The sequence below is a fragment of the Syntrophales bacterium genome (assembly GCA_030018935.1).
Lineage (GTDB): Bacteria > Desulfobacterota > Syntrophia > Syntrophales > CG2-30-49-12 > CG2-30-49-12.
Genome location: JASEGZ010000037.1, coordinates 1 through 21,275 on the forward strand (window position 1 = coordinate 1; position 21,275 = coordinate 21,275).

Consider the following 21,275-nt stretch of genomic DNA (forward strand, 5'->3'; position numbering starts at 1 on the left):
GTTCATACCATTGATTGCAAAATTCAACTAAATTTCGAGTTTTGCAATTACCTCTATTAATAAAACTGTAGTTAACATCTATATCTTTCCTTGATGGAATCTCTTCCCCCTCTTTAAGCCCTGTAACCCCACCCCTTGCTCTCTCCTCAGGAGATAGAGCTCTGCGGTCTAATTGTCCACCGATACGAGTCCCTAAATAATACCTCAAAGCCCGCTCCTTATCCCTATCACTTTCCTGTCCTGTTGAGATCCCATAGCCAACCAGTAAACTACCGGCAAAAAGGAGAGAGGTAAGCAGTCCTACCCTTTTTAGAAGCTTGTATTTCATGTTCTTCACTCCATAAGTTTAATTTTATGCCAAGTTGCAATTAAATCTCCTCATTCTTTCTTCGACAAAAATGGGGGACTGGAGACGACTGGGACTGGGGACAGATACCGTTTACCTTGCCCAATCCCTATTTTTCCTACGTCCCTACCTCTTCGGCTGAGTCCCTTGAACCGAAATGGCATGGGGCCTCCTAGAACTCGGTGAACTCCCGACGCCATAACCCTTCCAAGCTCTTGGCCGTCGGCCGTACCTAACTCATCCACTGGAACTACCTCAGTGACAAAGTCCAATCCTTCGGTTCTCCCTTTGACGAAACGAAGTTCTCGGATCTCAATCACCCTCCCACCCACCCAAAGCGACGCGAGGAGGGACAGGAACCTCTATCCTTAGGGGTATCTCCGGCCAAGGTCTCACGGGCATAGGAGTAAAGTGTTCCAGTGTCGAACAGGGCTACCGCCGGCTGCCCCTGGACCTCTATCTCCGTCATTACCGACCATTAGCCGCAGGGCCCCACTATTCTTGCGGGATAATATGGGGAACCCCATATTATGTGAAGTTGTGGGGGACTTGCACAAGGTTTCCTCTGGATTTTCAAGAAATCTTACGGTTTCTCTTCTCTGCATGAGACCTTCTATGCCCTCTGAACCTTAGAATTATCCCTTTCCTTGATTAGATTTCTCGTATCTATAATCAACTTTGAATGCCTGACAATAAAGTCTGGATCATAGCTTGAATGGTCGGTAGCTATCAAAACACAGTCATATTTTGACAGGTTTTCTTTTGTTAAATAGATAGACTCTTTTTCAATCTTATGTCTCCTCATCTTTGGGGCCTTTGGTATGTAAGGGTCATTGTAATCAACTATCGCCCCCTTTTCCTCCAAAAGCTCTATCAATCTGAAAGAAGGGGATTCTCTCGGGTCATCTACATCCCTTTTATACGCAAGACCAAGGATTAAGACCCTTGCCCCTTTCATTTAAGGCCTCTATGGTCTTCTGAACTACATAATAGGGCATGTTGGTGTTTATCTCACCTGCAAGTTCTATAAATTTGGTTGAAAAGTCATATTCTCTTGCCTTCCATGTAAGATAGAATGGGTCAATGGGGATACAGTGTCCTCCAAGCCCAGGGCCAGGATAGAATGCCTGAAAACCAAAAAGCTTTGTAGCTGCTGCCTCTATAACCTCCCAGATATCGATTTTCATCCTCTCGCAGAGCATTTTAAGCTCGTTTACAAGGGCAATGTTTACTACCCTATAGATATTCTCAAGGAGCTTTGTTGCCTCTGCGACCTTTGTCGATGAAACAGGTATTGTCTTAACCACTATAGAATCATAGAGGGCTCTTGCAACGGAAAGACATCTTTCTGTATAGCCACCAACAACTTTTGGAATTGTTCTCGCCGTATAATCCTTATTGGCAGGGTCTTCCCTTTCAGGTGAGTAGGCGAGATAGAAATCCTCTCCCGCCTTTAGCCCTGTTCCCTCAAGTATCTCCCTTATGTCTTCATCTGTTGTTCCTGGATAAGTGGTGGATTCAAGAACAATTAATTGACCTTTACGGAGGTGTTGGGCAATGGTTTTAGTGGTATTGAACACATAGGACATATCTGGTTCACGATTCTTATTGAGTGGCGTCGGAACACAGATGATTATGCACTCCATGGCCGAGAGGTAACTAAAGTCGGTTGTCGGTGTAAACAGTGAACGGTGAGAGGTGAGCGTTGAAGAACTGATATGCTTTATATAGCTTTTACCCTCCCTTAATAACCTGACCTTTTCATCATCTACATCAAATCCAGCTACCCGAAAACCTGCCTTTAAGAACTCTATAACCAATGGTAATCCCACATAACCAACCCCAATAACACCTATATTAGCCTTTTTTGATTTAATCTTTTCAAGTAATTCCATAAATTTTCCTTTTGGGCTGGCAAGCCTGCAAGCTATCAAGCTGGAAAGCGAGCAGGCTGGCAGGCTAACCAGCTGTTTAGTAAACTTCGTCATGACCGCCAATATCTATTAACAGGACTTCACTTTTACTCAAAAAACTAAAGCTTACCCGACAGTCGTATGTCACACTGAATGCCCAGAGGCCCTCAAGTTTTCCAGTTAATTTATGTGTTCTTAAATGTGGATTAAAAGGATTTTCCGAAAACAATTCCATTGCTTTCCAGAATTTCTTTTTAAGTTCATCGTTGTTCTTTACTTTCTTCTGATATATCTTCTTGAAGCCCTGATCCCAGGTTACTTTAATCAATTTCCAGATCCTTATAAAGTTCTTTTACAGTTCCTTTTTTTACCACTCCTTTCCTTAAGTCAGCCATTGCCTCTTTAGCCCTTTTTGCGATAGCGTCTCTCTTAGCCTCTATTAGTTGTTTCTCTATAATTTCAATTGCATACTCTTTATCATCGAGTTTCAGATAGCTAAAGTCCTCTATTAATTTATTAATTGTTGCGGAACCCATTTCATAACCTCCTCGTATAATATGTTTGTTTAGTTATTTAAAACTTCTTTACAGGGGGAACAAACGGTGTCAAGACACAAAAAATGGGGACAGCCATTTATCTCGCCCTTTTGCTCTTTCTTCATAGCACGTACGGGACGTAAATCGGAGACGGGTTCACAATTTAGGTTTTCTACCTGCCTTTTTGATATCAAATCTCCGTCCCAAAACATTTTCCATCTTTTCTTTAAATCGGTGGTAGTGTAAAATATCTTGTGTAAAATTGATATAGGGAAAAAGGTAGAAAAAAAGCGCTTTTCCTTCACAAGGGTTTTAACCAAAAGCCATAGATGAAAGGAGAAAGCGCCATGAAACTGGAGATTTCGGTAACTGAGATTGCGGAAATTTCCAAGGGGATTCAGGAGCGACCGGAGCAACTTTTTGAGATGATACGGTTGGATATTAGAGAAATCGTCGGGAATTACCTGACGGCGATGATGAATGTGGAGCTGACCCATTTTCTGGGGAGAGAGCCTTATCTTCGGACTGGTGGGGGAGTGAATCATCGCAATGGTTCCTATGGTTGTAAATTTACCTTGTTGACACGTCTTTTGCCCACGTCCGGTTCTCCTGGTTCCAACTAACCGACTGAGTTACACCTTCCTCTAAAAGCCGCGTCTGTGGCCGCCATCCAAGTAATCGCTCCGCTTTCCCGATGTCTGCCCACGTTGCCATCACATCAGCCGGGTGGCGGGGCTCGTATTCGATGTTTGCCTTCTTCTCTACCAACTCCTCAACTAATCGGATGGCGTCATTCAGCTCGATGGGTTCATCAGAGCCCAGGTTGATCACCTCGTATCCCATCGGCTTCAGTGCCGCCAGTGTCCCCCGGGCAATGTCGTTTACATACGTGAAGTCCCGAGACTGCCTGCCGTCACCGTACACAACTACCGGCCATCCCTCGCTGATCCACTGCACGAAACGAAACAGACTCATGTCCGGTCGCCCCGCTGGGCCATAGACGGTGAAATAACGCAGCACCGTCACGTCAATGTCATACAAGTAGTGATAGGTGTAACACAGTGCCTCGGCCGCCTTCTTCGAGGCCGCGTAGGGTGAAAGGGGGCTGTTGGTGTTGTCATCCTCACGGAAGGGCCGGGGATTATTTGCCCCATAGAGGCTGGATGTAGAGGCCAGCACAAACTTCTTCACCCCGAACTCCCGGCACAGCTCCAGCAGGTTCAGCGTGCCGGTGGTGTTGGTTTCGAAGTAGACCCAGGGATTCTCGACGGACTGACGGACACCAGCACGAGCGGCGAGGTTGATGACGGCATCAAATTTCGGATCTTGGATCTCGGATTGCTGATTGAATGATGTCCGCAGCCCTTCCCGGTCGGTGATGTCCAGGCAGTGGAAGGTGAAGTTTGGGTAGTCCTTGATTTGATCCAGGCGCCACTGCTTGAGGCGCACATCATAGGCATCGTTGAGGTTGTCCACGCCCACCACGGTGTGGCCATCGGCCAGTAAGAACTCGCTAACCTTCCAACCTATGAATCCAGCACACCCGGTAACAAGGTAAGTAGCCAAGGTTATCCTCATGACCTGCGCAGCCTGCATATGATTGATTTTTCACGGGCAGTCCTATATTAGGATGTTCTGCTAAGAAAAGCCCTATAGAAAGGACACTGCCCATGAAGAATTCCTTTATGCACCAATTCTCCCAGAATATCAAGTTCAAATACAGTTGCTTCGATCGTGTCATCCTGCGGGGATACATCCTGTGGCTGTTCTTTCCAGGCGGCGTGGTCAAGTTCCTCAGGGCGATGGGATTCAGGAAACTCTCCAATGGCGTCATGCGCATCTTGACCGATCAGTTGAACGCCCATATTCTGAAGGTCGCCCAGGCGAAGGAGATTCCCATTCACTGGTGGCCTTCCATGGGCGGTGGGAAAGACGGGGCCAAACAGAAGTTTGTCCAGGAGAAATACGCCCGGCATGATGTCGGCAAAGGTGATCGCCTGTATTGTATCCTGACGGATAAAGAACCGGTAAGAACCTTTGCATGCCGGGAACTCACCTCCCAAAACAGCAAGAAATACGAAAAACTCTACGATTGCCGCAAACCGGTGAAGCAGTACTACATCTACTTCCACGACCAGCTTCTGGGAGGGCCGTGCTATCTGAAAATCTCATCGTATCTGCCCTTCCGGTGCGAATTCTATTTCAACGGCCACAACGCTATTGAGGTCCAACTGGACAAGCAGGGCGTTCATTACCGCCGCCATGACAATGCTTTCGTGGATGTAGACGATCCGGAAGCCATCCGCAAGGCTGTGGAGTCACTACATGGCAGAGCGGTTCTCAACAGAGTCACCCACTGGATGAACCTCTTCTTCAAGTTCGACAAAGGGAAATATTCTACCTGCTCCCGGTATCTGCAACATGAATGGTATCTCTCCCAGGTGGAAATCTCCTCCAATATCGTGTTTCGATCTGCGCGCTTTTGCACCAGTCTCTTTGAAAGGATCCTGGATAAGTTCCAACGCCTCGGATTGCCCGAAAGCATCGCCCAGATATTCAGCAGGCGACCCCATTGGGGGACCATATCCAAGACCTTCTGGAGATTCTATGACAATAACGCCTGCATCAAACACTGGTTCCGAGGCAACTCCATCAAGCAGTACAACAAAACCGGTTTTTTCATCCGCACGGAAACCACCATCAACCACCCCAAATCGCTGGGGCTGCAAAAGCCTGTCCTCTTTCTCCATGCCTGTCTGTGGAAGGGTGTCGAATGCAACAACCGTTTTCTGGACTGCTGCGCCGATGTGGACGTCTCGTCCATCTCCGAGCAGGAATGCGACATCTTCACCAAGCCCGTGACCAACCCGGCGGGACGTCGCGTCAGCGCCCCTGATTTCAGAAAGGACCGCCAAACAGCTCTGGCCAAAGAGCTGCTCAAACCCAAGTACCAAGTCGACGGCTTCAAGACGGCTGATCTGCTCAAAAACCTCTCCGGCCATTTCCAAAATCCTGCACAAATCCGCTATGAGATGAACAAATTGAAGGCAAGGGGCGTACTGAAAAAACACGATAATCAATCATTCTACGTGGTTACTCAAAAGGGGTTCTCCTATCTCTGGCTGCAAATTTGCTCCGGCAACTTCTTCAAAAACCCAATGATTTCAAGGACAATAAAAAATGACGTCCTCCAACTCGCTGCGCAACCCTCACAAATCGAAGAAGCCTATGACTCCATCCAGCAAGGATTATCTAAATTAACTCAACAACTTGCCATCATTCCCCAAGCATGAAAAAACGAGAATTTTTCTCACGTTTTTGAAGGGAAAAGCATAGCCCAATCATGACCAGTGGAAAGATTATCGTATACGATAATCTCGTGTTCCTTCTCTCCCAGAGCTTTAACAACATGACTACCGATGTATCCGGCGCCGCCGGTGATAAAAAGTTTCATGGTATTTCTTGTTTTTTAATGAACCAACATCGGTTCCTTCTTTTTCATCATATTTTCTCCTTCCCGCCCTCAATGATATACTCTAAATTCTAAGGGGGAAAGTGTCTCACTTATATTGGCACAGAAGGTGGGTTTCACATTTGATGCGATCGTAAACTTCTTTCAGGGGTATTTTGTTTTCTCTTGCCAGCTTGCGGCAGTCTTCGTATTCGGGGGCCACGTTGCAAATCTTCCCCTGCCGGCGGACGATCTTAACCCTCGCATGCCCCAGGCTGGTTTTTAGGGCAATTGTTTCATAGGGCAGCATGTACTTGGTTACGGGATAAACCCTGAAACCGAGGGTGGTGGTTTCGGCAAATATACGCTTGCCGAACTTATCCAGGTCCTCAGGTCCGATGAGGACGCATAAAGTTACCGCCGGACGGTTTTTCTTCATCTGGATCGTCTGCAGAAAAACATCCATGGCGCCGGCCTCAAGCAATTCGGAAATCAGGTAATCGTAAAACTCCGGATTCATGTCATCGATGTTGGCCTCCAACATCAGAGCGGGCGCCTGATGATAACCGCCCTCGGTCATAGCGCCGGCGGCAGGGCTGTTCCCGGACAGTTTTTCCCCTATGGTCACACGCAGCAGGTTGGGAATGGCAAGATCATGGTCACCGGCACCGTAACCGCTGACGATGACGCGCATGGGCGGTATATCCCCGAAGGCGCTGCAGCAGGTGGTAAGAATTGCCGCCCCCGTGGGGGTTGTGAGTTCCTTTTCCACGCCCTGCGAGTACACGGGCACACCCTGGAGCAGTTCCATCGTTGCGGGACCCGGTACAGGTATCACTCCGTGCGCGGATTGGGCAAGCCCACTTCCCACATTTACTGGCGATGCGTAAGCTTCCTCGATCCCCAACCGCCAGAGCCCTATGGCGGCACCCACCACGTCTACGATGGCATCCGTCGCCCCCACTTCGTGGAAGATGATTTCATCGGCAGTTATACCGTGCACCTTTGCCTCCGCCTCCGCCAGACGGGTAAAAATCCGGATACTCTTTTCCCGGATAGCTTCCGGCAAAGCGCTTCCGGAAATGATGGCTTTTATATCTTTGAGGCGGCGGTGGGTCTTGTTATCTTCAACAATGACCTTTAATTTTGTACCGTAGATGCCATGTTTTGACACCCGCCCCATCTCCAGACGGAAACCCTTGAAAGGAAGCTTTTCCAGATCCGCCTGGAGTTTTTCTAAGGAAAGACCCGCATCCAGCAGAGCACCCAGGATCATATTGCCGGCGGCACCGGCAAAACAGTGAAAATAGGCGATTTTCATACCGGGCTATCCCCCAGGCTGTTGATAAGGCTGGCCTGATAACCGGCCCCGAAACCGTTGTCAATATTGACTACAGATACACCGCTGGCACAACTGTTCAACATGGCAAGCAGTGCGGCTAATCCTCCGAAACTGGCGCCGTAACCAACGCTCGTCGGCACGGCGATCACCGGTTTATCCACAAGGCCGCTCACCACGCTGGGCAGTGCGCCTTCCATACCGGCAACGGCAATCAGAACACGCGCGGCAAGCAACTTGTCCCGGTAATTAAAAAGCCGATGAATGCCAGCCACGCCTACATCATAGACACGTTCCACCTTGTTACCCATCGCCTCTGCCGTAAGGGCCGCTTCTTCCGCCACCGGCATATCCGACGTGCCCGCACTAAGCACCACGATACATCCACGTTTTTCCTGACTGCCGCGCCTTATAATAATAAACCGGGCAATATCGTGGTATTCGGCGCCGGCGACTTCCGCAGCCACGGCTTCGTAAACTTCCCGGACGGCCCTCGTCGCCAGGATGTTGTGATCCGTCTTCTCCGCCAGATCCCGGACAATGGTCACAACCTGCTCCGTCGTTTTTCCCGCGCAATAGACAACTTCAGGAAAACCTTGCCGGAGCTCGCGATGGGAATCGATCTTGGCAAAACCCAGATCATAAAAAGGCAGTTGTTTCAACCCTTCCACTGCCTCGTCTATATTTAGCCTCTTTTCCCTGATACCGAGGAGAATCTCACGCAAGCGCTTTTCGTTCATGACGCCTGCCCCCTGACCGGAAGGGTCTCGTTCATGCTTCCTGTCCGGTAGCCTTCCAGATCCATTGCCACATAAGTGAACCCGGCAGCCTTGAGTTCGCCCACCACTTCCTCCGCCTTTTCCATCATCGTCGGGAACTGTTCCCGATTTATCTCGATGCATGCCATCGCCCCGTGGTGGCGCAGACGGAATTGCCCGAAGCCGAGGGAACGGAGGTAATCCTCCCCCCGCTCTACCTGAGCCAGTTTCTCCCTTGTTATCCTTGTCCCGTAGGGGAAACGGGAGCTGAGACAGGTGCAGGCCGGCTTGTTCCACGTAGAAAGTCCCATCTCCCGGGAAAAAAAACGTATATCCTCTTTAATCATACCGGCCTCCAGGAGGGGACTGCGCACCCCAAGTTCCTCTGCCGCTTTCCTGCCGGGACGAAAATCGCCTAAATCATCGCAATTCGTTCCGTCGAGGATATAATTTGCCCCCTCTTTTGCTAAAATCTCCAGTAGCCGGGAAAACAATTCCTGCTTGCAGAAATAGCAGCGCTCCGGCGGGTTAGCGGCAAAATCATCCTTGTCCAGTTCTTCCGTGGCAATGAATATCTGCCTTGCCCCGAGGGCGCGGGCCAGTCCACGGGATTCCTCCCGTTCCCATGCAGGATAGGTAGGCGACAGGGCCGTCACGGCCAGCACTTTGCTCTTGCCTATGACATCCACCGCCATCTTGAGCAGAAAGGCGCTGTCCACCCCGCCGGAAAAGGCAACTATGACATTATCCATCTCCTCCAAGATTCCGCGCAGCTTTTTCCGCTTAGCTTCTCGCTCCATTGTTATTGTTGATCAACCCCTTGTAACTGGCTTCATGTTTAATGGGTAAGAACTGGGGGGCAGGTCTTCACGGGCTGATGCCCAAATGGTTTTTTTCACAGGCACAACTCATCATTTGGCTTGACCATACATCCGATTTCCCGGAAAAATATTTGCACAATGCCTGCTAATGGCCAGTGATATAGTTTTTTTATCGGTTGCAGAATATATGGGGAATTTCGGATTGTCAAGAACATACCCAAAACCGAACTACTGATTTTCCGGCAGGCGTTGAGACCGTCTTTAGCCACCACCTCTCCCTTGCTGTTCCTCAAGCGAGAGGTGGTGGGCGCGGAATGATCTGGGTCGTATATCGTAATGGAGAAAGGGTAGTCTATTTTCAAGCTAAGGGCTTCGTTAAATCTTTACTACCTTCACCCTCGTATCGTTAAAGGAAGCGTTTGCCCCGATCTTGTCTTCCAGGCAGACATTTTTCAGGAAGGGGTCGAGCCTCAGCAGCGGGGTGAGAGGAATTCCTGCACCCCTGGTGGGATCGTTTCCCATATTTTTCCCGTCTATCTCTACCGGCTTTGCTCCCAGACCCCATCTCGCAAAACCATGGGGAATCCCTACCACACCCGGTCTGATACCTTCCCTTACCGCGGCCTTTCCCTCTATCCCTTTTGCTGCATTGGGCGATGTTATCTTTACCTTATCGCCGTTCTTTATCCCGAGGGGACGGGCGTCACGGGGGTTTATAAGGATGTAATTCTCCGGCAGGATCTCGAGGAGCCACCTGTTGGCGGCAGTCCTCATTTCGGAATGGAAGGCGAATCTGTAAGTTACTAACTGGAAGGGATAAGAATCGTCTCTCAGCTCGTTACCCGCGCTATCCGTGATAGGCTCATATTTAGGAAGTCCATCGTAGGGTTTCCCTGTCATCGAGTCCCTTGTCATGGATAGCTCTTCGTTATAGAGCTGACAGAGGCCGCCGTACACACGGCGGGGACGGTCTCCCTGATAGGCCATATCGTAGGCCTCAAATCTTCCCCCCCTGACAAGGGCATACTGCACCTTCTCATCTTCCGTAAGCCCCGGCACATCCTGTCCCGCCTCGCCCCCGACCATGCCGGCAATCGCCCTTTTATAGAAATCCCAGGCCGTACTTAACGGTTGCCCGCTGCCGAAGGCATTATTCCCGAAGCCGGGAAGGCCCAACTTCCCTGCTATTCTGATCAGGATATCCTCCATCGTCATGGTGGTCGGGATAACCGGTTTGTACCCGCCTGTCTTTTGGTCAATATTCCCCACGACAGGCTGCCTTATCCCTATCGTCCTGGTAGCAACGACCGGCGGCACGCTGCAGATGTCCCATCTCTCTAAGTAAGTTGTATCGGGCAGGATGTAGTCTGCATAAAGATTTGTTTCCGTGATCTCGGAGTCTATCGCGATGAGAAGGGGAACCTTTTTGGTGTCCCGGAGTGTGTCGCTGACGATATCTCTCATTGCGGGGACCGAGTAGGAGGGGTTGGCCCTGTACAACAGTAACGCCTTGATGGGGTAGGGATACCCCTCGGCGATACCGGGGATTACCTCTTGGAATACTCCCCAGTCAGGGACAAGAGGAAACCACGGCCTCTTTGACGGATATCCCTTTTCCCTGAATTCTCTTGTGTCTTCATATCTGTGCCCGGCCCTGTCAATCCTGATCCCCGAGGGTTTAACATTATCGTTGACGGTTTTTAGCGCATACAGGCCCTCCTGTGTGTCGAGAGATTCCCCCCATGCGCCTCCCCCGATGATGAGACCCCCCTTTTTATCTATGTTTCCCACAAGGAGGTTGAGAGCAATGATCGTCCGCGCGGTATAGGCGCCATTTGCGTGCTGAACCGCCCCGCCATAGAAATCGGCAACCGCCCTCTTGCCGTACGAGACAAACTCCTCGGCCAATTTCTCTATGACAGAAGATTCAATACCGCATATCCGGGCATATTCTTTTATGTCCCTCTGATAGACCCTCTCTTTCAAGAGTTGAAAAACAGACTTGCAGGGGATATTGTTTACCTTCGCCTCCACCTCTAATTCACCGTGCAGGGCGTTGTCGGCCAACTCCGCCCTTCCCCCCGACCAGACGCAGGGCTTGCCGCCTCTCTTCAGTAGCTCTCCATTGTCCATACGGACGAGGCAGGCGGCATTGGTCCAGCTTTCCTCTCCATCCCTCTGTGCCGCCTTTTGGGAGGTATTCTCCAAAAATTTGAGATCATAGGCCTTATTCTCCATGATCCATCGCATCATCCCCAAGGCAAGGGCGGCATCGGTACCCGGCTTTACAGGTATCCACTGGTCGGCCAGGGAAGCGGAATTCGACAAGATCGGATCCACCACCACCCACTTAAAAGTTTTGTACTTACCCTTAAACTTTTCTTCGTATCCTGCCTCCTGCAGGGCTTCTGATCCCCCCTCGGCGCCAACCTTTGCCTTCATCAGCTTCCGGGCGACGGTCTGGAGAGGAACACCGGAATCCAGAGGTGAGGAGCCGAAGAGAACGAGAAAACTTGTGTTGAGTATATCGGGCTTTAAATGATCGTGGTTTTCATCAAAGGTCAATTTGAACCCCATCCGGTGGCTTGACTCCCTGATACTGGTATCATCTATCCCCCCATTTACGGAACCATAGGCATTCATAAATCTGGAGATAAACATCCTGCTTCCCAACTCCAGTCTTCCGCTCAAAAAGACAAATTGATTCGCCCTGGCACCCAACTCCGGCGCATTTCTATCTATCGGGGTTTCCGTATCCCTGATCCCTCTAAGACCTTCTACCTTTCCCTCTCCGAAGATGTTTCCCCCCTCTGCAATCTCCGTAATGGCCTCATCCCAGCTTATCGTCTTCCACTTGCCGGATCCCCTCTCGCCTATCCTCTTTAGAGGCGCTTTGATACGGTACGGGTCGTATATTGTCTGGATGCCCGCCTGGCCCTTTACGCAAAGGGAACCGGTATATCTGAGGGCATCTTTGGCGCCTGTACTATAGAAAATATGAGGTTCCATGGAATTTGGATGGTAGGGATTTCCGTCGAGCTTGACCAGAACACCTTCTCTGATCCTTGCCCTGAGCCCGCAGTTACCCTCGCACATCTGGCAGACGCTGTAGATACTTTCTATCCCCAGGGTGGTTTCGAGAGGATCAGATGCGGCTGCCCCCATGATATCCAAGGGCACTTCTTCCGACTTCAACAGATGGCATCCGCTGAGATAGGCGCTCCCACCTAAGATCGTCGCTGTCCTGATGAACTCACGCCTGGTTATCTTCATCTCTCTTTCCTTATCATGACTCCGCTTAACTTAAAGGTACCGCAAATCCTATAAACACTAAAGAATATCTCATAATGAACACGCCGACGACGACCAGGATGGCGCTCAGGCTGACCCATGCCCTGCTTCGCCTGGTCGGGGGGAAAATCAGGAGAAACAGCGGAACCAGCATCCCCATGACGATTTCCCCCCACACGTACAGGGGTTCATGAAGGGCGGTAATAATGGAGGCAAATCCATCGGCATTTGAAAGTAGCAAGGTAAACCAGAAGGACATCACCCAGAAGAGGTCAACGAGGATGATGACAATCATCATATTGTACAGGTCGGAAAAGACCTCCTCACTCAGTTTCTTCTCCGAGAACTTATCCATCACGAAGGCAACAATCACCAGGAGGGCAACACCCGACAGAATTGCGGAGGTCAGGAAATATCCCGGCATTAAGGCTGAATGCCACCAGGTCCTGGCCCTGACCACGGCGAAAGCGAAACCTGTATAGGCATGGACAAATATGGCCAAGGGCACGGTAATTGTCCCCAATACCTTCATCATCCTGTCATCCTTCGCAAAGATGAACCAGATGTAAATCATATTGGCGATGGGGTAGAGGGTAAGCAACCAGGAACCATAGGAGAGAACGGACTTGGGGTTGAAGAAGGAAGGCGCCAGTGTATGCCAGAATCTCAGGGGTTGCTGAAGGTCAAGTATCAGGCATACGGGCGCCACCAATAGCAGGATAAAGGATATTATCGCCGCCGGAAGGGCGAGAGGTTTGTACTTCTTTATCCCGAAGACCGTGGAGAGGGAGGAGAGGATAAAGGAACCGGCGGACAAACCGGTGAAGTAAAAGTAAAGCGGTATGTAAACCTTCCAAGGGATCTCGTGGGGAACGTTATATAAAACACTCAAGTCCAAGGTAACCTCTTATCTCTTCCAGTAATCAGAAAGCTTACCGGTGATCGTCTTCTCGTATTCCTCGATTGCCTCAGGGTAACTTTCGGAGAGCTTTATCCGCCCCAGCAAGTCCTTATCCGGGGCGATGTAGAAAACCTTGGGAAGAGTTCCCAGTTCCGGCTTGATTACCACGGTGGCATTTGCGGCAATTAACTTTGCTACCTCGCTTTTCGGGTCGTTTAAGTCGCCGAAGGTAATGGCTCTACCGATGCAGGATGTTACACATGCGGGGAGCAGGTTTGCGTCTATCCTGTGGGCGCAGAAGCTGCATTTATCCGCCGTGCGTCTGACGGGATTGAAGAATCTTGCATCGTAGGGACAGGCCGCAATACACATCCCGCAGCCGATACATTTGCCGTAGTACATCGTGACTAAACCATCGGCTCTCTTGACAGTTGCCTGAACAGGACACACATCCACGCAGGGCGGATTATCGCAATGGTTGCAGAGCCTCCTCAAAAAGAAGTTCTTCACATTCGGATACGTCCCCTTCTGGATACCTTTCATCCATGAACGCCAGTAGCCGAGGGGGACATTATTTTCACTCTTACAGGCTACGGTGCATGTATGGCAACCCACGCATTTACGCTGGTCTATCACCATCCCCCATTTTTTCGTCTTCTTTCCCAATTATCGCCTCTGGTGACACTTAAGACATTCCAATTTACTGAAAGATTCCCTGCCGTTATGGCATTCGCCACTTGCACAGAGTCTCTCTGCCCTTTCAACTTCTATTATTTTACCTGCCTCCCCGTCCATGCCGGCAGGCGCCATCATGACACGATGACTTTCCCTACCTATCCTTACCACCCTGTCTGAGTCCTTAAACAACTGGATAATAAATCCAGAGTGAGCCTCCGTGTTGAAAGGATTCTCATGGCAGTCTTCACACTGATACTTTGCCTTTTTGCCCTTTGTGTGGGAAAGATGGCTGAAGGTTACAGGGCCGGGGGAGCCCTTTGCCGTATATTTAATATCTCCACCGCCGACGGTCCTCGATAATGCCAGGAAAGAGGCAAACATGCCTATGACGAGGATACCAATCAATCCAAAGCCCAATTTACGTCCCAGGACTTTGTCAGAGAGGAGACCTTTAATCAGGCTGATCAATTGACGGTAGTCTATCTTCTTTTTCTTTTGTTCTTTCATAAGATAGTCGTATGTCGTCTGTCTTACGTCGTCTGTCCTCGAATCTTATGCTTTGACTTACGACTTATGACCTACGACAGGCGATGCTTCGCGTCGCCTTAGAGAAGTGTTCCCTGGTAATGGGATGTCCATTGTCTCTTCCTCACCTCCGGGTTACTGTAATCGGGAAGAAGCATGGGCGAAATCCTGTCGGTGATAATACCAGCCTTCTCCAGTTCCCTGTGATATGTCCTTACGTGATCCAGAGTCAACCTTCCCTCCCTTGCCTTCTCCTTTGCATAGATAGCGGCGCTTCTCCCGGCGATCCTCCCGAAAACCAGGACATCGAGAAGAGAATTGCCCATGAGGCGGTTTTCTCCATGGACCCCTCCTGTCACCTCTCCCGCGCAGAAGAATCCGGGGACAGTGGTTTCACATGTTGCCGTGTACTCCAACCCCCCGTTTTGATAATGAAGGGTCGGATAGACGAGCATTGGCTCTTTGGTAATGTCAATGTCATATCTCTTGAAGAGTATGTATTTGCCGGGAAATTCCCTTAATACTGTTCCTTCCCCGGACAGAAGGTCTATCATCGGGGAATCCAGCCAGACGCCAACCTTTCCCGTTGGTGTAGGAATCCCCTTTCCTACATCGGTGCATTCCCGGATGAAGGAGGCCGATTCCACATCCCGTGGTTCCCTTTCATAGACAAACTGTTCCCCCTCGATATTCAAGACATTGGCCCCTGACCCGCGAAACTTCTCGGTGATCAGAATACCTTCCGCCTGTTCGGGAAATACCACCCCGGTAGGATGGTACTGTACCGTGTGCAGGAAGGCGAGTTTAACGCCGATCCTGTAACCCAGGACGAGTCCATCGGCAGTGGCGCCGTAATGATTGGTGGTCAAGAATCCTCCGATATGTAATCTCCCGTAACCGCCCGTTGCCAAGACGACGGCTTTTGCCTTGACGAGATGGTATTCTTCCGTCTCCATATTGTAGAGTATCGCTCCCGCACAATGGCCGTGTTCATTCAGGATCAGTTCCACTACGGGAGAGAACTCCAGCACTTTTATGTCCTGGACACGATTTCTCGCCTCATCCCTGATCGTCCGCATGATCTCGGCCCCGGTTATATCACCCGCAGAGTGCATCCGTTTTCTCGATGTCCCTCCCCCATGGATGGGTCGGAGCGTGCCATCGGGTAATTTTGACAGCATCGTTCCCAGGTCCTCGAGCCATTTGATAACGATAGGGGCTTCTGTCACGAGGGTCTCCACTAACTCCGGGATATTCACAAAGTGTCCTCCCCCGAGGGCGTCCACGTAGTGGTAGTACGGTGAATCCTTCCAGCCCTGGGTTGCCGCCTGGATACCGCCCTCTGCCATCATGGTGTTGGCGTCCCCGTGTCGCAGCTTCGTAGTGATAATAACCTTTGCCCCCTGCTCCTGAGCTAAAAGGGCTGCTGCTGTACCGGTTCCCCCTCCACCGATGACGAGAACGTCGGTTTCGTAATCTATTGTAGAAAGATCAACCCTGTCCGGGTCAACCCTGCTCTTCGACTCAAGGAGGTCAACCATCTCGGTGGATACGGCATACCCTTTACTGGGGCCTATCCTGATTGGCCTTCTTGCATCTTCCCTGTAGTCCGGATGGTATTTCAACCTCTCCTCCCTCTCCGCCAGGGACAGAGCAGGGAATTCTTGGCCCATCTTTTTCTGTTCAACCCTTCTCGGTCTTGTCTTTTCCACAATCTTGATCAGTCTCTTCAATTCTGGTGGATATGGCATAGCGTCTCCTTTTCCTTTTTTAAGGTGTGCCCAGTCTACAGATGGCTCTTGTCCGCCGGTTCCCAGTACTCGGGAGACAGATCAGGTTCAATCTCCCGTTCTGAATAAACCTTCATCAAGGTTTCTTTGTCCATCCCTTTCAATTCGGCAAGCATGTTTTTGAACTTTCCCGCCTTGATCTCTTCCACCCTTTTGGCCAGATGACTAGACTTAGGCACCAGATATTTGGCAAACAATCTCCGGCAAAGGATACCGATATTGTACTGGGAAAGCTCGGCGGGACATCTCGCGGTACACAATCCGCACATGACGCAGTCAAAGGAAATCTCTGCGGCCTTTGCAATATCGCCCCTCAACGCCGCGGAGATGTACTCCATTACCTCGATATCCATGGGACACGATTTAGTGCAGGTATTACATCCCATGCACTTTAAGATCTCCGGATACAGTCTTACGATCTCATCCACTACAGGCTGAATCTCTTCTATATTGTAAACGGCCCTGTTTGCCGGGAAGAAGGGGATCTGGGTAAGATACATGTTGGGCTTTACCAGGGTCTGACAGGCAAGCCCGATCTCAATTTTAGGACTTGACGGCAATCTGTAGACCGTTCCACAGGCCCCACAGATACCACCCCGGCACCCGCACCCCCTGATAAGCTGATAACCCGCATACTCCATTGCCTTCTGGATGGTCAGGGTTTCGGGCACATCGTACCTCTTGCCCATAATAAAGATAGGAACCCTGGGAACTTCCTCTATGTTTTGTTCTTCCGTCGCATTTTTTTTCTGATTCTTATCAACTGATTCCATATTTTCTCCCTCCTCATGCTTTACCAGGCCAGGAATGCCCCGATAACAATGCCGAATACCAAGGCGGCAATAACCATAAAATAATTGTCCAGGGCGGTAATCCTTTTTACCTGGGGGATAACATCCACCACCTTCTCATCCACTATATAGTCCTTGATGTTGGTATCTACCTGGGGACAGGCCAGGACACAAGAATAGCACTGCTCACAGTCCTCCCCTACCGTAGACTCCAAGGCAAATGATGTCCTCTGCTCAGTTTTTATCAGCCTTTCCGATTCTTTTCTCAAGACAGGACATGAATCCACACAGTTTCCACAGGCGAGACATCCCTTATCCCCCACGACATCCTCACTAAAAAGGTACAGCCTGTGATATGGCTCCACCCCCCTGGATAGCAACCGGCACCGGGCAACGGGAGGATACTTCATATCCAGTATGGTGTTCAGAATCCTTCTCGTTTTCAACTCTTCTCTTTTAACAACGGTAGGCATTGAACTCACCCCCTAAAAAATTAGACTCTTGCCGCTGATATCAGTCAAGGAGCTGTAAATTTCTGACCCTTTGACTCCACAGACTGTTTGTAACTGTTGAAAAATTCTGGCGTCATGGAAGGATGGCATCGCAAACAGTTTGTGTAATTATTATCCCTTATCCTGTCGGCCAAGAAGATCATTTTTTGAAAATGGAACTTCCCCTGATGACACCTCCGGCAACTCTCCTCAGAGGGGATAGCCACTTTCCACCTCGTATTTTTATTAAGGTCCGCCCATGCCCTCTGGACGGCTTTATCATAGGAGATATTGGAGGAGGTTATATCCTCGAACTTTTTGTATGCATGGGCAACGTATCTATGACAACTGTCACAGGTCATGTGACTGTACTCTCTGTAGTTTACACCCTCGTCCGCCTGGAGCTTTCCCTCTTTCATCTTGGATCTTACATGGCAGGTCGCACACTCGTTGTTGGCTGTCTCGTAATGTTTCCTGTGCCCCATGGCCAACCCTATCTCTTTGAGACTCACAGGCAGGTCACCTCTGTCCATGGCATCAATTTTATCAAAGGAACGGTGGCAGTACCGGCAGTTTTCGGCAGGTATCTTTTCCACTACCGGTTTTACCGGCTCTTCTCTCGGATCTATCAGGGGCACAATATTCCCGATGACGTGTCCCACCCCCTTGATTTTTGCGGACAGCAGCCCCTTAGAGGCCCCCTCAAAGTGGCAGTCCGCACAGGCAACCTGGTCATGAGAAAAACCGTGTTTACCCTTTTGCGTTATCAGCCATCGTGAATACCCGGCCTCCTTGCGGTGACACAACTCACAGGAGTTGGAACGAATACTATAGTCCATCCCTGTCGCCGCAACAAGTACCGCGATCAATACCACTATTACAAGGATAACTAAACGAACGGATTTTCCCAAACCTCAGTTTCACTCCTTCTTACGCGCCTTCCATTCAGAAAATTCTCTCCGGGGGCGGATAAAGTCTGTTATCCCAGGGCCGCCTTCACCCTCATCTCTTCTGCCGCCTTCACCCTTCTATTGGCCCTGATCGAAGCGGATATTATGCTGGGACCTGAATTCCCCGCCGGACACTTTGCCGCGCACTTGCCGCATCCGACACAGTATTTGGAAAGCCTCTCCACCGTTTCGTAGTCTCCTAACCTTGCCGCCAGAACCAGATCCATGGGAAACTGGTACCCTTCTACCATCTTTACGGGACAGGCGCCCACACAGGTGGCACAGTTATAGCAGGTGAGGGTCTGACCGGTATCCCTGGTAAGAACCGATTGCAGGGCATAGTCGAAGACCAGAAAGACGGCAAATATAATGGCCAGGGCGTTGATGGTGAACCTGTCCGGAGGGGCGCCTATTACCACATTAAGGAAGGTGGTGGAGAATAAACCGGCCCTGGGGTAATCCTTAATACCCTTTACCAGCGCATCTTCTATGGCGGAGATAAAGCCGTAAGAGGTATAAACAGCCCCCCTGAGAAGATCCGGCTCTACCGCAATCCCGTCTATCCTTCCCTTTTCCAGTATCTTTTCACGCAGTTGCGTTACGGTAGTTGCCCTTACCGCCGCGAGGTCCCGGTAACTTATTATCTCTATATCCTTTATCCTGTGGTCGTTCACGGCGACCCGCACCTCTATAGGCGCCCGGTAACCCTTCCCCTTCCCCTCATATATCCCATCGGCCACCTGCGACATCATCTCGCCGACAGGTTTATGGGTGAGACGATACTCATTGACCTGCCTGACTTTGATGGCTGCATAGGTATAACCGATGACGATAAAGACAAGAAGAAGGAGAAGATATTTAAAGTAAGGCTTGCCTTCCCAACGCCTGAGCCTGTAAAATTTAACCAGCAGGACAACGAAGAGCATGGTCCCCAGGATTAATCTGGCCCCGGGAAGGACCACGGCGGCCACAACAGTCAGGATTGCAAGTCTTGTCCCCCTTGATACCGGCATATTTCCTTACCTAAGTTCCCTTTCCCAAAACGTCTGCCACATCGGCGATGAAATCCCTTCCCACAAGCCCCTCTTCCATGGCCTTGACAAGGACTGTCTCCGGCACCTTTCCCTTCCTGACGGCCTCCATGGTAATCGTCTGCATCTGCCCGAAGACCTCTTGAAGCTCAATATACTGGACACAAAAGCTGGTGCAGTTTCCACATCTCACACACTTTAAGCCGCCGTTATTTATAAACCGCCGGTAGTCGCAAACCCGCGACGCAATGACAAGTTCCGCCTGAAAGGGGATACCGACAGGGCAATTATCCTGGGTTGCATAACAGGCCCGGCACTCATAACAGTAGATCGTCTGGGTCAACCCTCTAAAGAGGGGTTTTATAATATCCACCCCCAGGGTGGTAATGATACCGAACATCGTGAGACGATTGAGGTTTTTCGTCAGCGCCCGGTCTTTCAGGTTGGAAAAAAACTGGTACCGGTGAATACCGGGGAGAACTACCGGTTGGGCTGAATCGTCCCTCTGGCGCTTCTTCTCAGTTTTGTCTTTCTGATCTTTATCCTGGTCTGTCATCTCTCCTCAGCAAAAGCAAAAGAAGGGGGTTAAATTTCACATCGTTCCTGGCGGAAATATTTCATAAATAAGCCGATTGGAATATATCAACAACTCTCGGATTTTAGGATTACCTGTTTCTGGAACTATTCTACCAATTTCAGAGAAAACAGTTTTCACTGGCGCAATTTCACACAACGTTTTGCGTGTTTGCGAAGTGCCGAAAACGTTTGGGTAAACGAAGTGAACCGCAAACACGTTGTTAGGCGATACGGCGGCGTGTTAGTATTCCTCCAACATGCTCCTACAAACCTGCTTTTCCCCGGATCACCCCTACCAATTGCCATACCAAGTCAATATCTGTCCTCAACTCCTCGCGAGTGTAGTCGAGCATTGGTCCTGGAGGATAGCGCTCCTCAAGATAGTATCTGGTGGCTTTTTCACAGAGATCAATGTAGGGTGAATACAAGCCGGGTTCTACCTTGGATGCGAGGTTAAGTAGGGTATCCAACTCATGAACCCACGGTGGGCGTTGTCCTTTGAGGACCAAATACCCTTTCAGATACTTTTCGATGGCCTGCTGGATGTGATAGGCAATCACATCAGTGTATCCCTGCTCGTCATAGAGCAACTGAGCAGTTTCAATATCATGATCGCCTCGCTCAAACCATTCCATAACCGCTTGCTTCAACTCTTCATCCATAAAGCACTTCCCCTCTTCCCAACACCTCTTGGATGAAAAAGTCCCCAATGGCAAGCCTCTCCTCGAGTTCTTTAGGAGTGTAGACAAGAGGGGAAACAGACGTTATGCGATTACGGTCTCTCAGGAGTCGTTTGATCTCCATCCACCTTTCGATTGGACGCTTCTCGGTATCCTTGATAATGAGCAGATCAACATCGCTCTCCTCATCGGGGTACCCATAAGCATAGGAACCGAAGAGAATAATCTTCTGAGGAGCATATTCGGTGATAATCTTCTCCAGAATCTCTTCTATCATATGGCGAGTCTTGTTCATATCCATCGCCTTATCTTTCCTCTCTCCAGTAATTTCTATCTCAATTTTAAGCCGCCGTTTCGGTCGAGTAGAGCACAGGCGCACGCAACCTTAGGTAGAGAGTTTCCGACAT

25 protein-coding genes are annotated in these 21,275 nt (G+C 50.0%); 2 read left to right on the plus strand and 23 right to left on the minus strand.

All coding sequences use genetic code 11. The annotated features are described in order from the left end of the window. From QMD03_07520 to QMD03_07545, 6 genes are all read right to left on the minus strand, one after another. On the minus strand, positions 1-328 hold a 328-nt coding region (locus QMD03_07520; GenBank protein MDI6777071.1), incomplete at its 3' end, for a hypothetical protein. A gap of 334 nt (positions 329-662) precedes the next feature. Further along, positions 663-815, minus strand: a complete 153-nt coding sequence (locus tag QMD03_07525; GenBank protein MDI6777072.1) for a hypothetical protein — start codon at positions 813-815, stop codon at positions 663-665. 144 nt (positions 816-959) lie between these two features. Next, positions 960-1,304, minus strand: a complete 345-nt coding sequence (locus QMD03_07530) for a UDP binding domain-containing protein (GenBank protein ID MDI6777073.1) — start codon at positions 1,302-1,304, stop codon at positions 960-962. Beyond that, positions 1,264-2,241 carry a nucleotide sugar dehydrogenase gene (locus QMD03_07535; protein ID MDI6777074.1) on the minus strand — a complete coding sequence of 326 codons (978 nt, stop codon included), beginning with the start codon at positions 2,239-2,241 and terminating at the stop codon, positions 1,264-1,266. Before QMD03_07535 ends, QMD03_07530 begins: the two co-directional genes overlap by 41 nt. Before the next feature lie 76 nt (positions 2,242-2,317). Further along, complete coding sequence (locus QMD03_07540) at positions 2,318-2,587, minus strand: type II toxin-antitoxin system mRNA interferase toxin, RelE/StbE family (GenBank protein MDI6777075.1); 270 nt, start codon at positions 2,585-2,587, stop codon at positions 2,318-2,320. Next, positions 2,580-2,795, minus strand: coding sequence for a hypothetical protein (locus QMD03_07545; GenBank protein ID MDI6777076.1), 216 nt, complete (start codon positions 2,793-2,795; stop codon positions 2,580-2,582). The genes QMD03_07540 and QMD03_07545 overlap by 8 nt, the downstream gene beginning before the upstream one ends. Before the next feature lie 347 nt (positions 2,796-3,142). On the opposite strand from QMD03_07545, the gene QMD03_07550 reads away from it, so the two are divergent. Continuing rightward, positions 3,143-3,418, plus strand: coding sequence for a hypothetical protein (locus QMD03_07550; protein MDI6777077.1), 276 nt, complete (start codon positions 3,143-3,145; stop codon positions 3,416-3,418). Here QMD03_07550 and QMD03_07555 read toward each other — a convergent pair. Further along, positions 3,366-4,361 carry a GDP-mannose 4,6-dehydratase gene (locus tag QMD03_07555; protein ID MDI6777078.1) on the minus strand — a complete coding sequence of 332 codons (996 nt, stop codon included), beginning with the start codon at positions 4,359-4,361 and terminating at the stop codon, positions 3,366-3,368. The two genes, QMD03_07550 and QMD03_07555, sit on opposite strands and share 53 nt — an antisense overlap. Positions 4,362-4,465: 104 nt before the next feature. Here QMD03_07555 and QMD03_07560 point away from each other — a divergent pair, with 104 nt between their 5' ends. Continuing rightward, the gene (locus tag QMD03_07560) at positions 4,466-6,088 is read left to right on the plus strand and encodes a hypothetical protein (GenBank protein MDI6777079.1); all 1,623 of its coding nucleotides are present in this window, start codon (positions 4,466-4,468) and stop codon (positions 6,086-6,088) included. A 17-nt stretch (positions 6,089-6,105) separates the two neighbouring features. Here QMD03_07560 and QMD03_07565 read toward each other — a convergent pair whose 3' ends face one another. The 16 genes from QMD03_07565 to QMD03_07640 form a co-directional block, all read right to left on the minus strand. Beyond that, positions 6,106-6,249 (minus strand): NAD-dependent epimerase/dehydratase family protein, encoded by a 144-nt coding sequence (locus tag QMD03_07565; protein ID MDI6777080.1) that lies wholly within the window; start codon positions 6,247-6,249, stop codon positions 6,106-6,108. A 106-nt stretch (positions 6,250-6,355) separates the two neighbouring features. Next, the gene (gene larC / locus QMD03_07570; protein MDI6777081.1) at positions 6,356-7,567 is read right to left on the minus strand and encodes a nickel pincer cofactor biosynthesis protein LarC; all 1,212 of its coding nucleotides are present in this window, start codon (positions 7,565-7,567) and stop codon (positions 6,356-6,358) included. Then, the gene (larB, locus tag QMD03_07575; GenBank protein MDI6777082.1) at positions 7,564-8,325 is read right to left on the minus strand and encodes a nickel pincer cofactor biosynthesis protein LarB; all 762 of its coding nucleotides are present in this window, start codon (positions 8,323-8,325) and stop codon (positions 7,564-7,566) included. Before larB ends, larC begins: the two co-directional genes overlap by 4 nt. Beyond that, positions 8,322-9,143 carry an ATP-dependent sacrificial sulfur transferase LarE gene (gene larE / locus QMD03_07580; protein ID MDI6777083.1) on the minus strand — a complete coding sequence of 274 codons (822 nt, stop codon included), beginning with the start codon at positions 9,141-9,143 and terminating at the stop codon, positions 8,322-8,324. The genes larB and larE overlap by 4 nt, the downstream gene beginning before the upstream one ends. 396 nt (positions 9,144-9,539) lie before the next feature. After that, positions 9,540-12,437, minus strand: coding sequence for a molybdopterin-dependent oxidoreductase (locus QMD03_07585; protein MDI6777084.1), 2,898 nt, complete (start codon positions 12,435-12,437; stop codon positions 9,540-9,542). Positions 12,438-12,462: 25 nt separating this feature from the next. Further along, on the minus strand, positions 12,463-13,353 hold the full coding sequence (gene nrfD / locus QMD03_07590; GenBank protein ID MDI6777085.1) for a polysulfide reductase NrfD: 891 nt from the start codon (positions 13,351-13,353) through the stop codon (positions 12,463-12,465). A gap of 9 nt (positions 13,354-13,362) precedes the next feature. Further along, complete coding sequence (locus tag QMD03_07595; GenBank protein ID MDI6777086.1) at positions 13,363-14,022, minus strand: 4Fe-4S dicluster domain-containing protein; 660 nt, start codon at positions 14,020-14,022, stop codon at positions 13,363-13,365. Continuing rightward, positions 14,023-14,541 (minus strand): cytochrome c3 family protein, encoded by a 519-nt coding sequence (locus QMD03_07600; GenBank protein ID MDI6777087.1) that lies wholly within the window; start codon positions 14,539-14,541, stop codon positions 14,023-14,025. Positions 14,542-14,639: 98 nt separating this feature from the next. Continuing rightward, complete coding sequence (locus QMD03_07605; GenBank protein ID MDI6777088.1) at positions 14,640-16,310, minus strand: FAD-binding protein; 1,671 nt, start codon at positions 16,308-16,310, stop codon at positions 14,640-14,642. Positions 16,311-16,345: 35 nt separating this feature from the next. Beyond that, the gene (locus QMD03_07610) at positions 16,346-17,122 is read right to left on the minus strand and encodes a 4Fe-4S dicluster domain-containing protein (GenBank protein ID MDI6777089.1); all 777 of its coding nucleotides are present in this window, start codon (positions 17,120-17,122) and stop codon (positions 16,346-16,348) included. Positions 17,123-17,142: 20 nt separating this feature from the next. Beyond that, positions 17,143-17,613, minus strand: coding sequence for a 4Fe-4S dicluster domain-containing protein (locus tag QMD03_07615; protein MDI6777090.1), 471 nt, complete (start codon positions 17,611-17,613; stop codon positions 17,143-17,145). 44 nt (positions 17,614-17,657) lie between these two features. Next, entirely contained in the window at positions 17,658-18,542 is an 885-nt protein-coding gene (locus tag QMD03_07620) for a NapC/NirT family cytochrome c (GenBank protein ID MDI6777091.1), read from the minus strand. Between the two features lie 68 nt (positions 18,543-18,610). After that, positions 18,611-19,594: a 4Fe-4S dicluster domain-containing protein gene (locus QMD03_07625; protein ID MDI6777092.1), complete on the minus strand. Its 984-nt coding sequence runs from the start codon at positions 19,592-19,594 to the stop codon at positions 18,611-18,613. A gap of 10 nt (positions 19,595-19,604) precedes the next feature. Further along, complete coding sequence (locus QMD03_07630) at positions 19,605-20,168, minus strand: hypothetical protein (protein MDI6777093.1); 564 nt, start codon at positions 20,166-20,168, stop codon at positions 19,605-19,607. A gap of 283 nt (positions 20,169-20,451) precedes the next feature. After that, positions 20,452-20,850, minus strand: coding sequence for a HEPN domain-containing protein (locus QMD03_07635; protein MDI6777094.1), 399 nt, complete (start codon positions 20,848-20,850; stop codon positions 20,452-20,454). Next, the gene (locus tag QMD03_07640; protein ID MDI6777095.1) at positions 20,843-21,169 is read right to left on the minus strand and encodes a nucleotidyltransferase domain-containing protein; all 327 of its coding nucleotides are present in this window, start codon (positions 21,167-21,169) and stop codon (positions 20,843-20,845) included. Before QMD03_07640 ends, QMD03_07635 begins: the two co-directional genes overlap by 8 nt. Positions 21,170-21,275 lie beyond the last annotated feature (106 nt).

Bases quoted from the DNA above. Each gene is read 5' to 3' on its own strand.
- QMD03_07525 (MDI6777072.1), bottom strand. From the start codon at position 815: ATGACGGAGATAGAGGTCCAGGGGCAGCCGGCGGTAGCCCTGTTCGAC.
- QMD03_07530 (MDI6777073.1), bottom strand. From the start codon at position 1,304: ATGAAAGGGGCAAGGGTCTTAATCCTTGGTCTTGCGTATAAAAGGGAT.
- QMD03_07535 (MDI6777074.1), bottom strand. From the start codon at position 2,241: ATGGAATTACTTGAAAAGATTAAATCAAAAAAGGCTAATATAGGTGTT.
- QMD03_07545 (MDI6777076.1), bottom strand. From the start codon at position 2,795: ATGGGTTCCGCAACAATTAATAAATTAATAGAGGACTTTAGCTATCTG.
- QMD03_07550 (MDI6777077.1), top strand. From the start codon at position 3,143: ATGAAACTGGAGATTTCGGTAACTGAGATTGCGGAAATTTCCAAGGGG.
- QMD03_07560 (MDI6777079.1), top strand. From the start codon at position 4,466: ATGAAGAATTCCTTTATGCACCAATTCTCCCAGAATATCAAGTTCAAA.
- QMD03_07565 (MDI6777080.1), bottom strand. From the start codon at position 6,249: ATGAAACTTTTTATCACCGGCGGCGCCGGATACATCGGTAGTCATGTT.
- larC (MDI6777081.1), bottom strand. From the start codon at position 7,567: ATGAAAATCGCCTATTTTCACTGTTTTGCCGGTGCCGCCGGCAATATG.
- larB (MDI6777082.1), bottom strand. From the start codon at position 8,325: ATGAACGAAAAGCGCTTGCGTGAGATTCTCCTCGGTATCAGGGAAAAG.
- larE (MDI6777083.1), bottom strand. From the start codon at position 9,143: ATGGAGCGAGAAGCTAAGCGGAAAAAGCTGCGCGGAATCTTGGAGGAG.
- QMD03_07585 (MDI6777084.1), bottom strand. From the start codon at position 12,437: ATGAAGATAACCAGGCGTGAGTTCATCAGGACAGCGACGATCTTAGGT.
- QMD03_07600 (MDI6777087.1), bottom strand. From the start codon at position 14,541: ATGAAAGAACAAAAGAAAAAGAAGATAGACTACCGTCAATTGATCAGC.
- QMD03_07605 (MDI6777088.1), bottom strand. From the start codon at position 16,310: ATGCCATATCCACCAGAATTGAAGAGACTGATCAAGATTGTGGAAAAG.
- QMD03_07610 (MDI6777089.1), bottom strand. From the start codon at position 17,122: ATGGAATCAGTTGATAAGAATCAGAAAAAAAATGCGACGGAAGAACAA.
- QMD03_07615 (MDI6777090.1), bottom strand. From the start codon at position 17,613: ATGCCTACCGTTGTTAAAAGAGAAGAGTTGAAAACGAGAAGGATTCTG.
- QMD03_07625 (MDI6777092.1), bottom strand. From the start codon at position 19,594: ATGCCGGTATCAAGGGGGACAAGACTTGCAATCCTGACTGTTGTGGCC.
- QMD03_07630 (MDI6777093.1), bottom strand. From the start codon at position 20,168: ATGACAGACCAGGATAAAGATCAGAAAGACAAAACTGAGAAGAAGCGC.
- QMD03_07635 (MDI6777094.1), bottom strand. From the start codon at position 20,850: ATGGATGAAGAGTTGAAGCAAGCGGTTATGGAATGGTTTGAGCGAGGC.
- QMD03_07640 (MDI6777095.1), bottom strand. From the start codon at position 21,169: ATGGATATGAACAAGACTCGCCATATGATAGAAGAGATTCTGGAGAAG.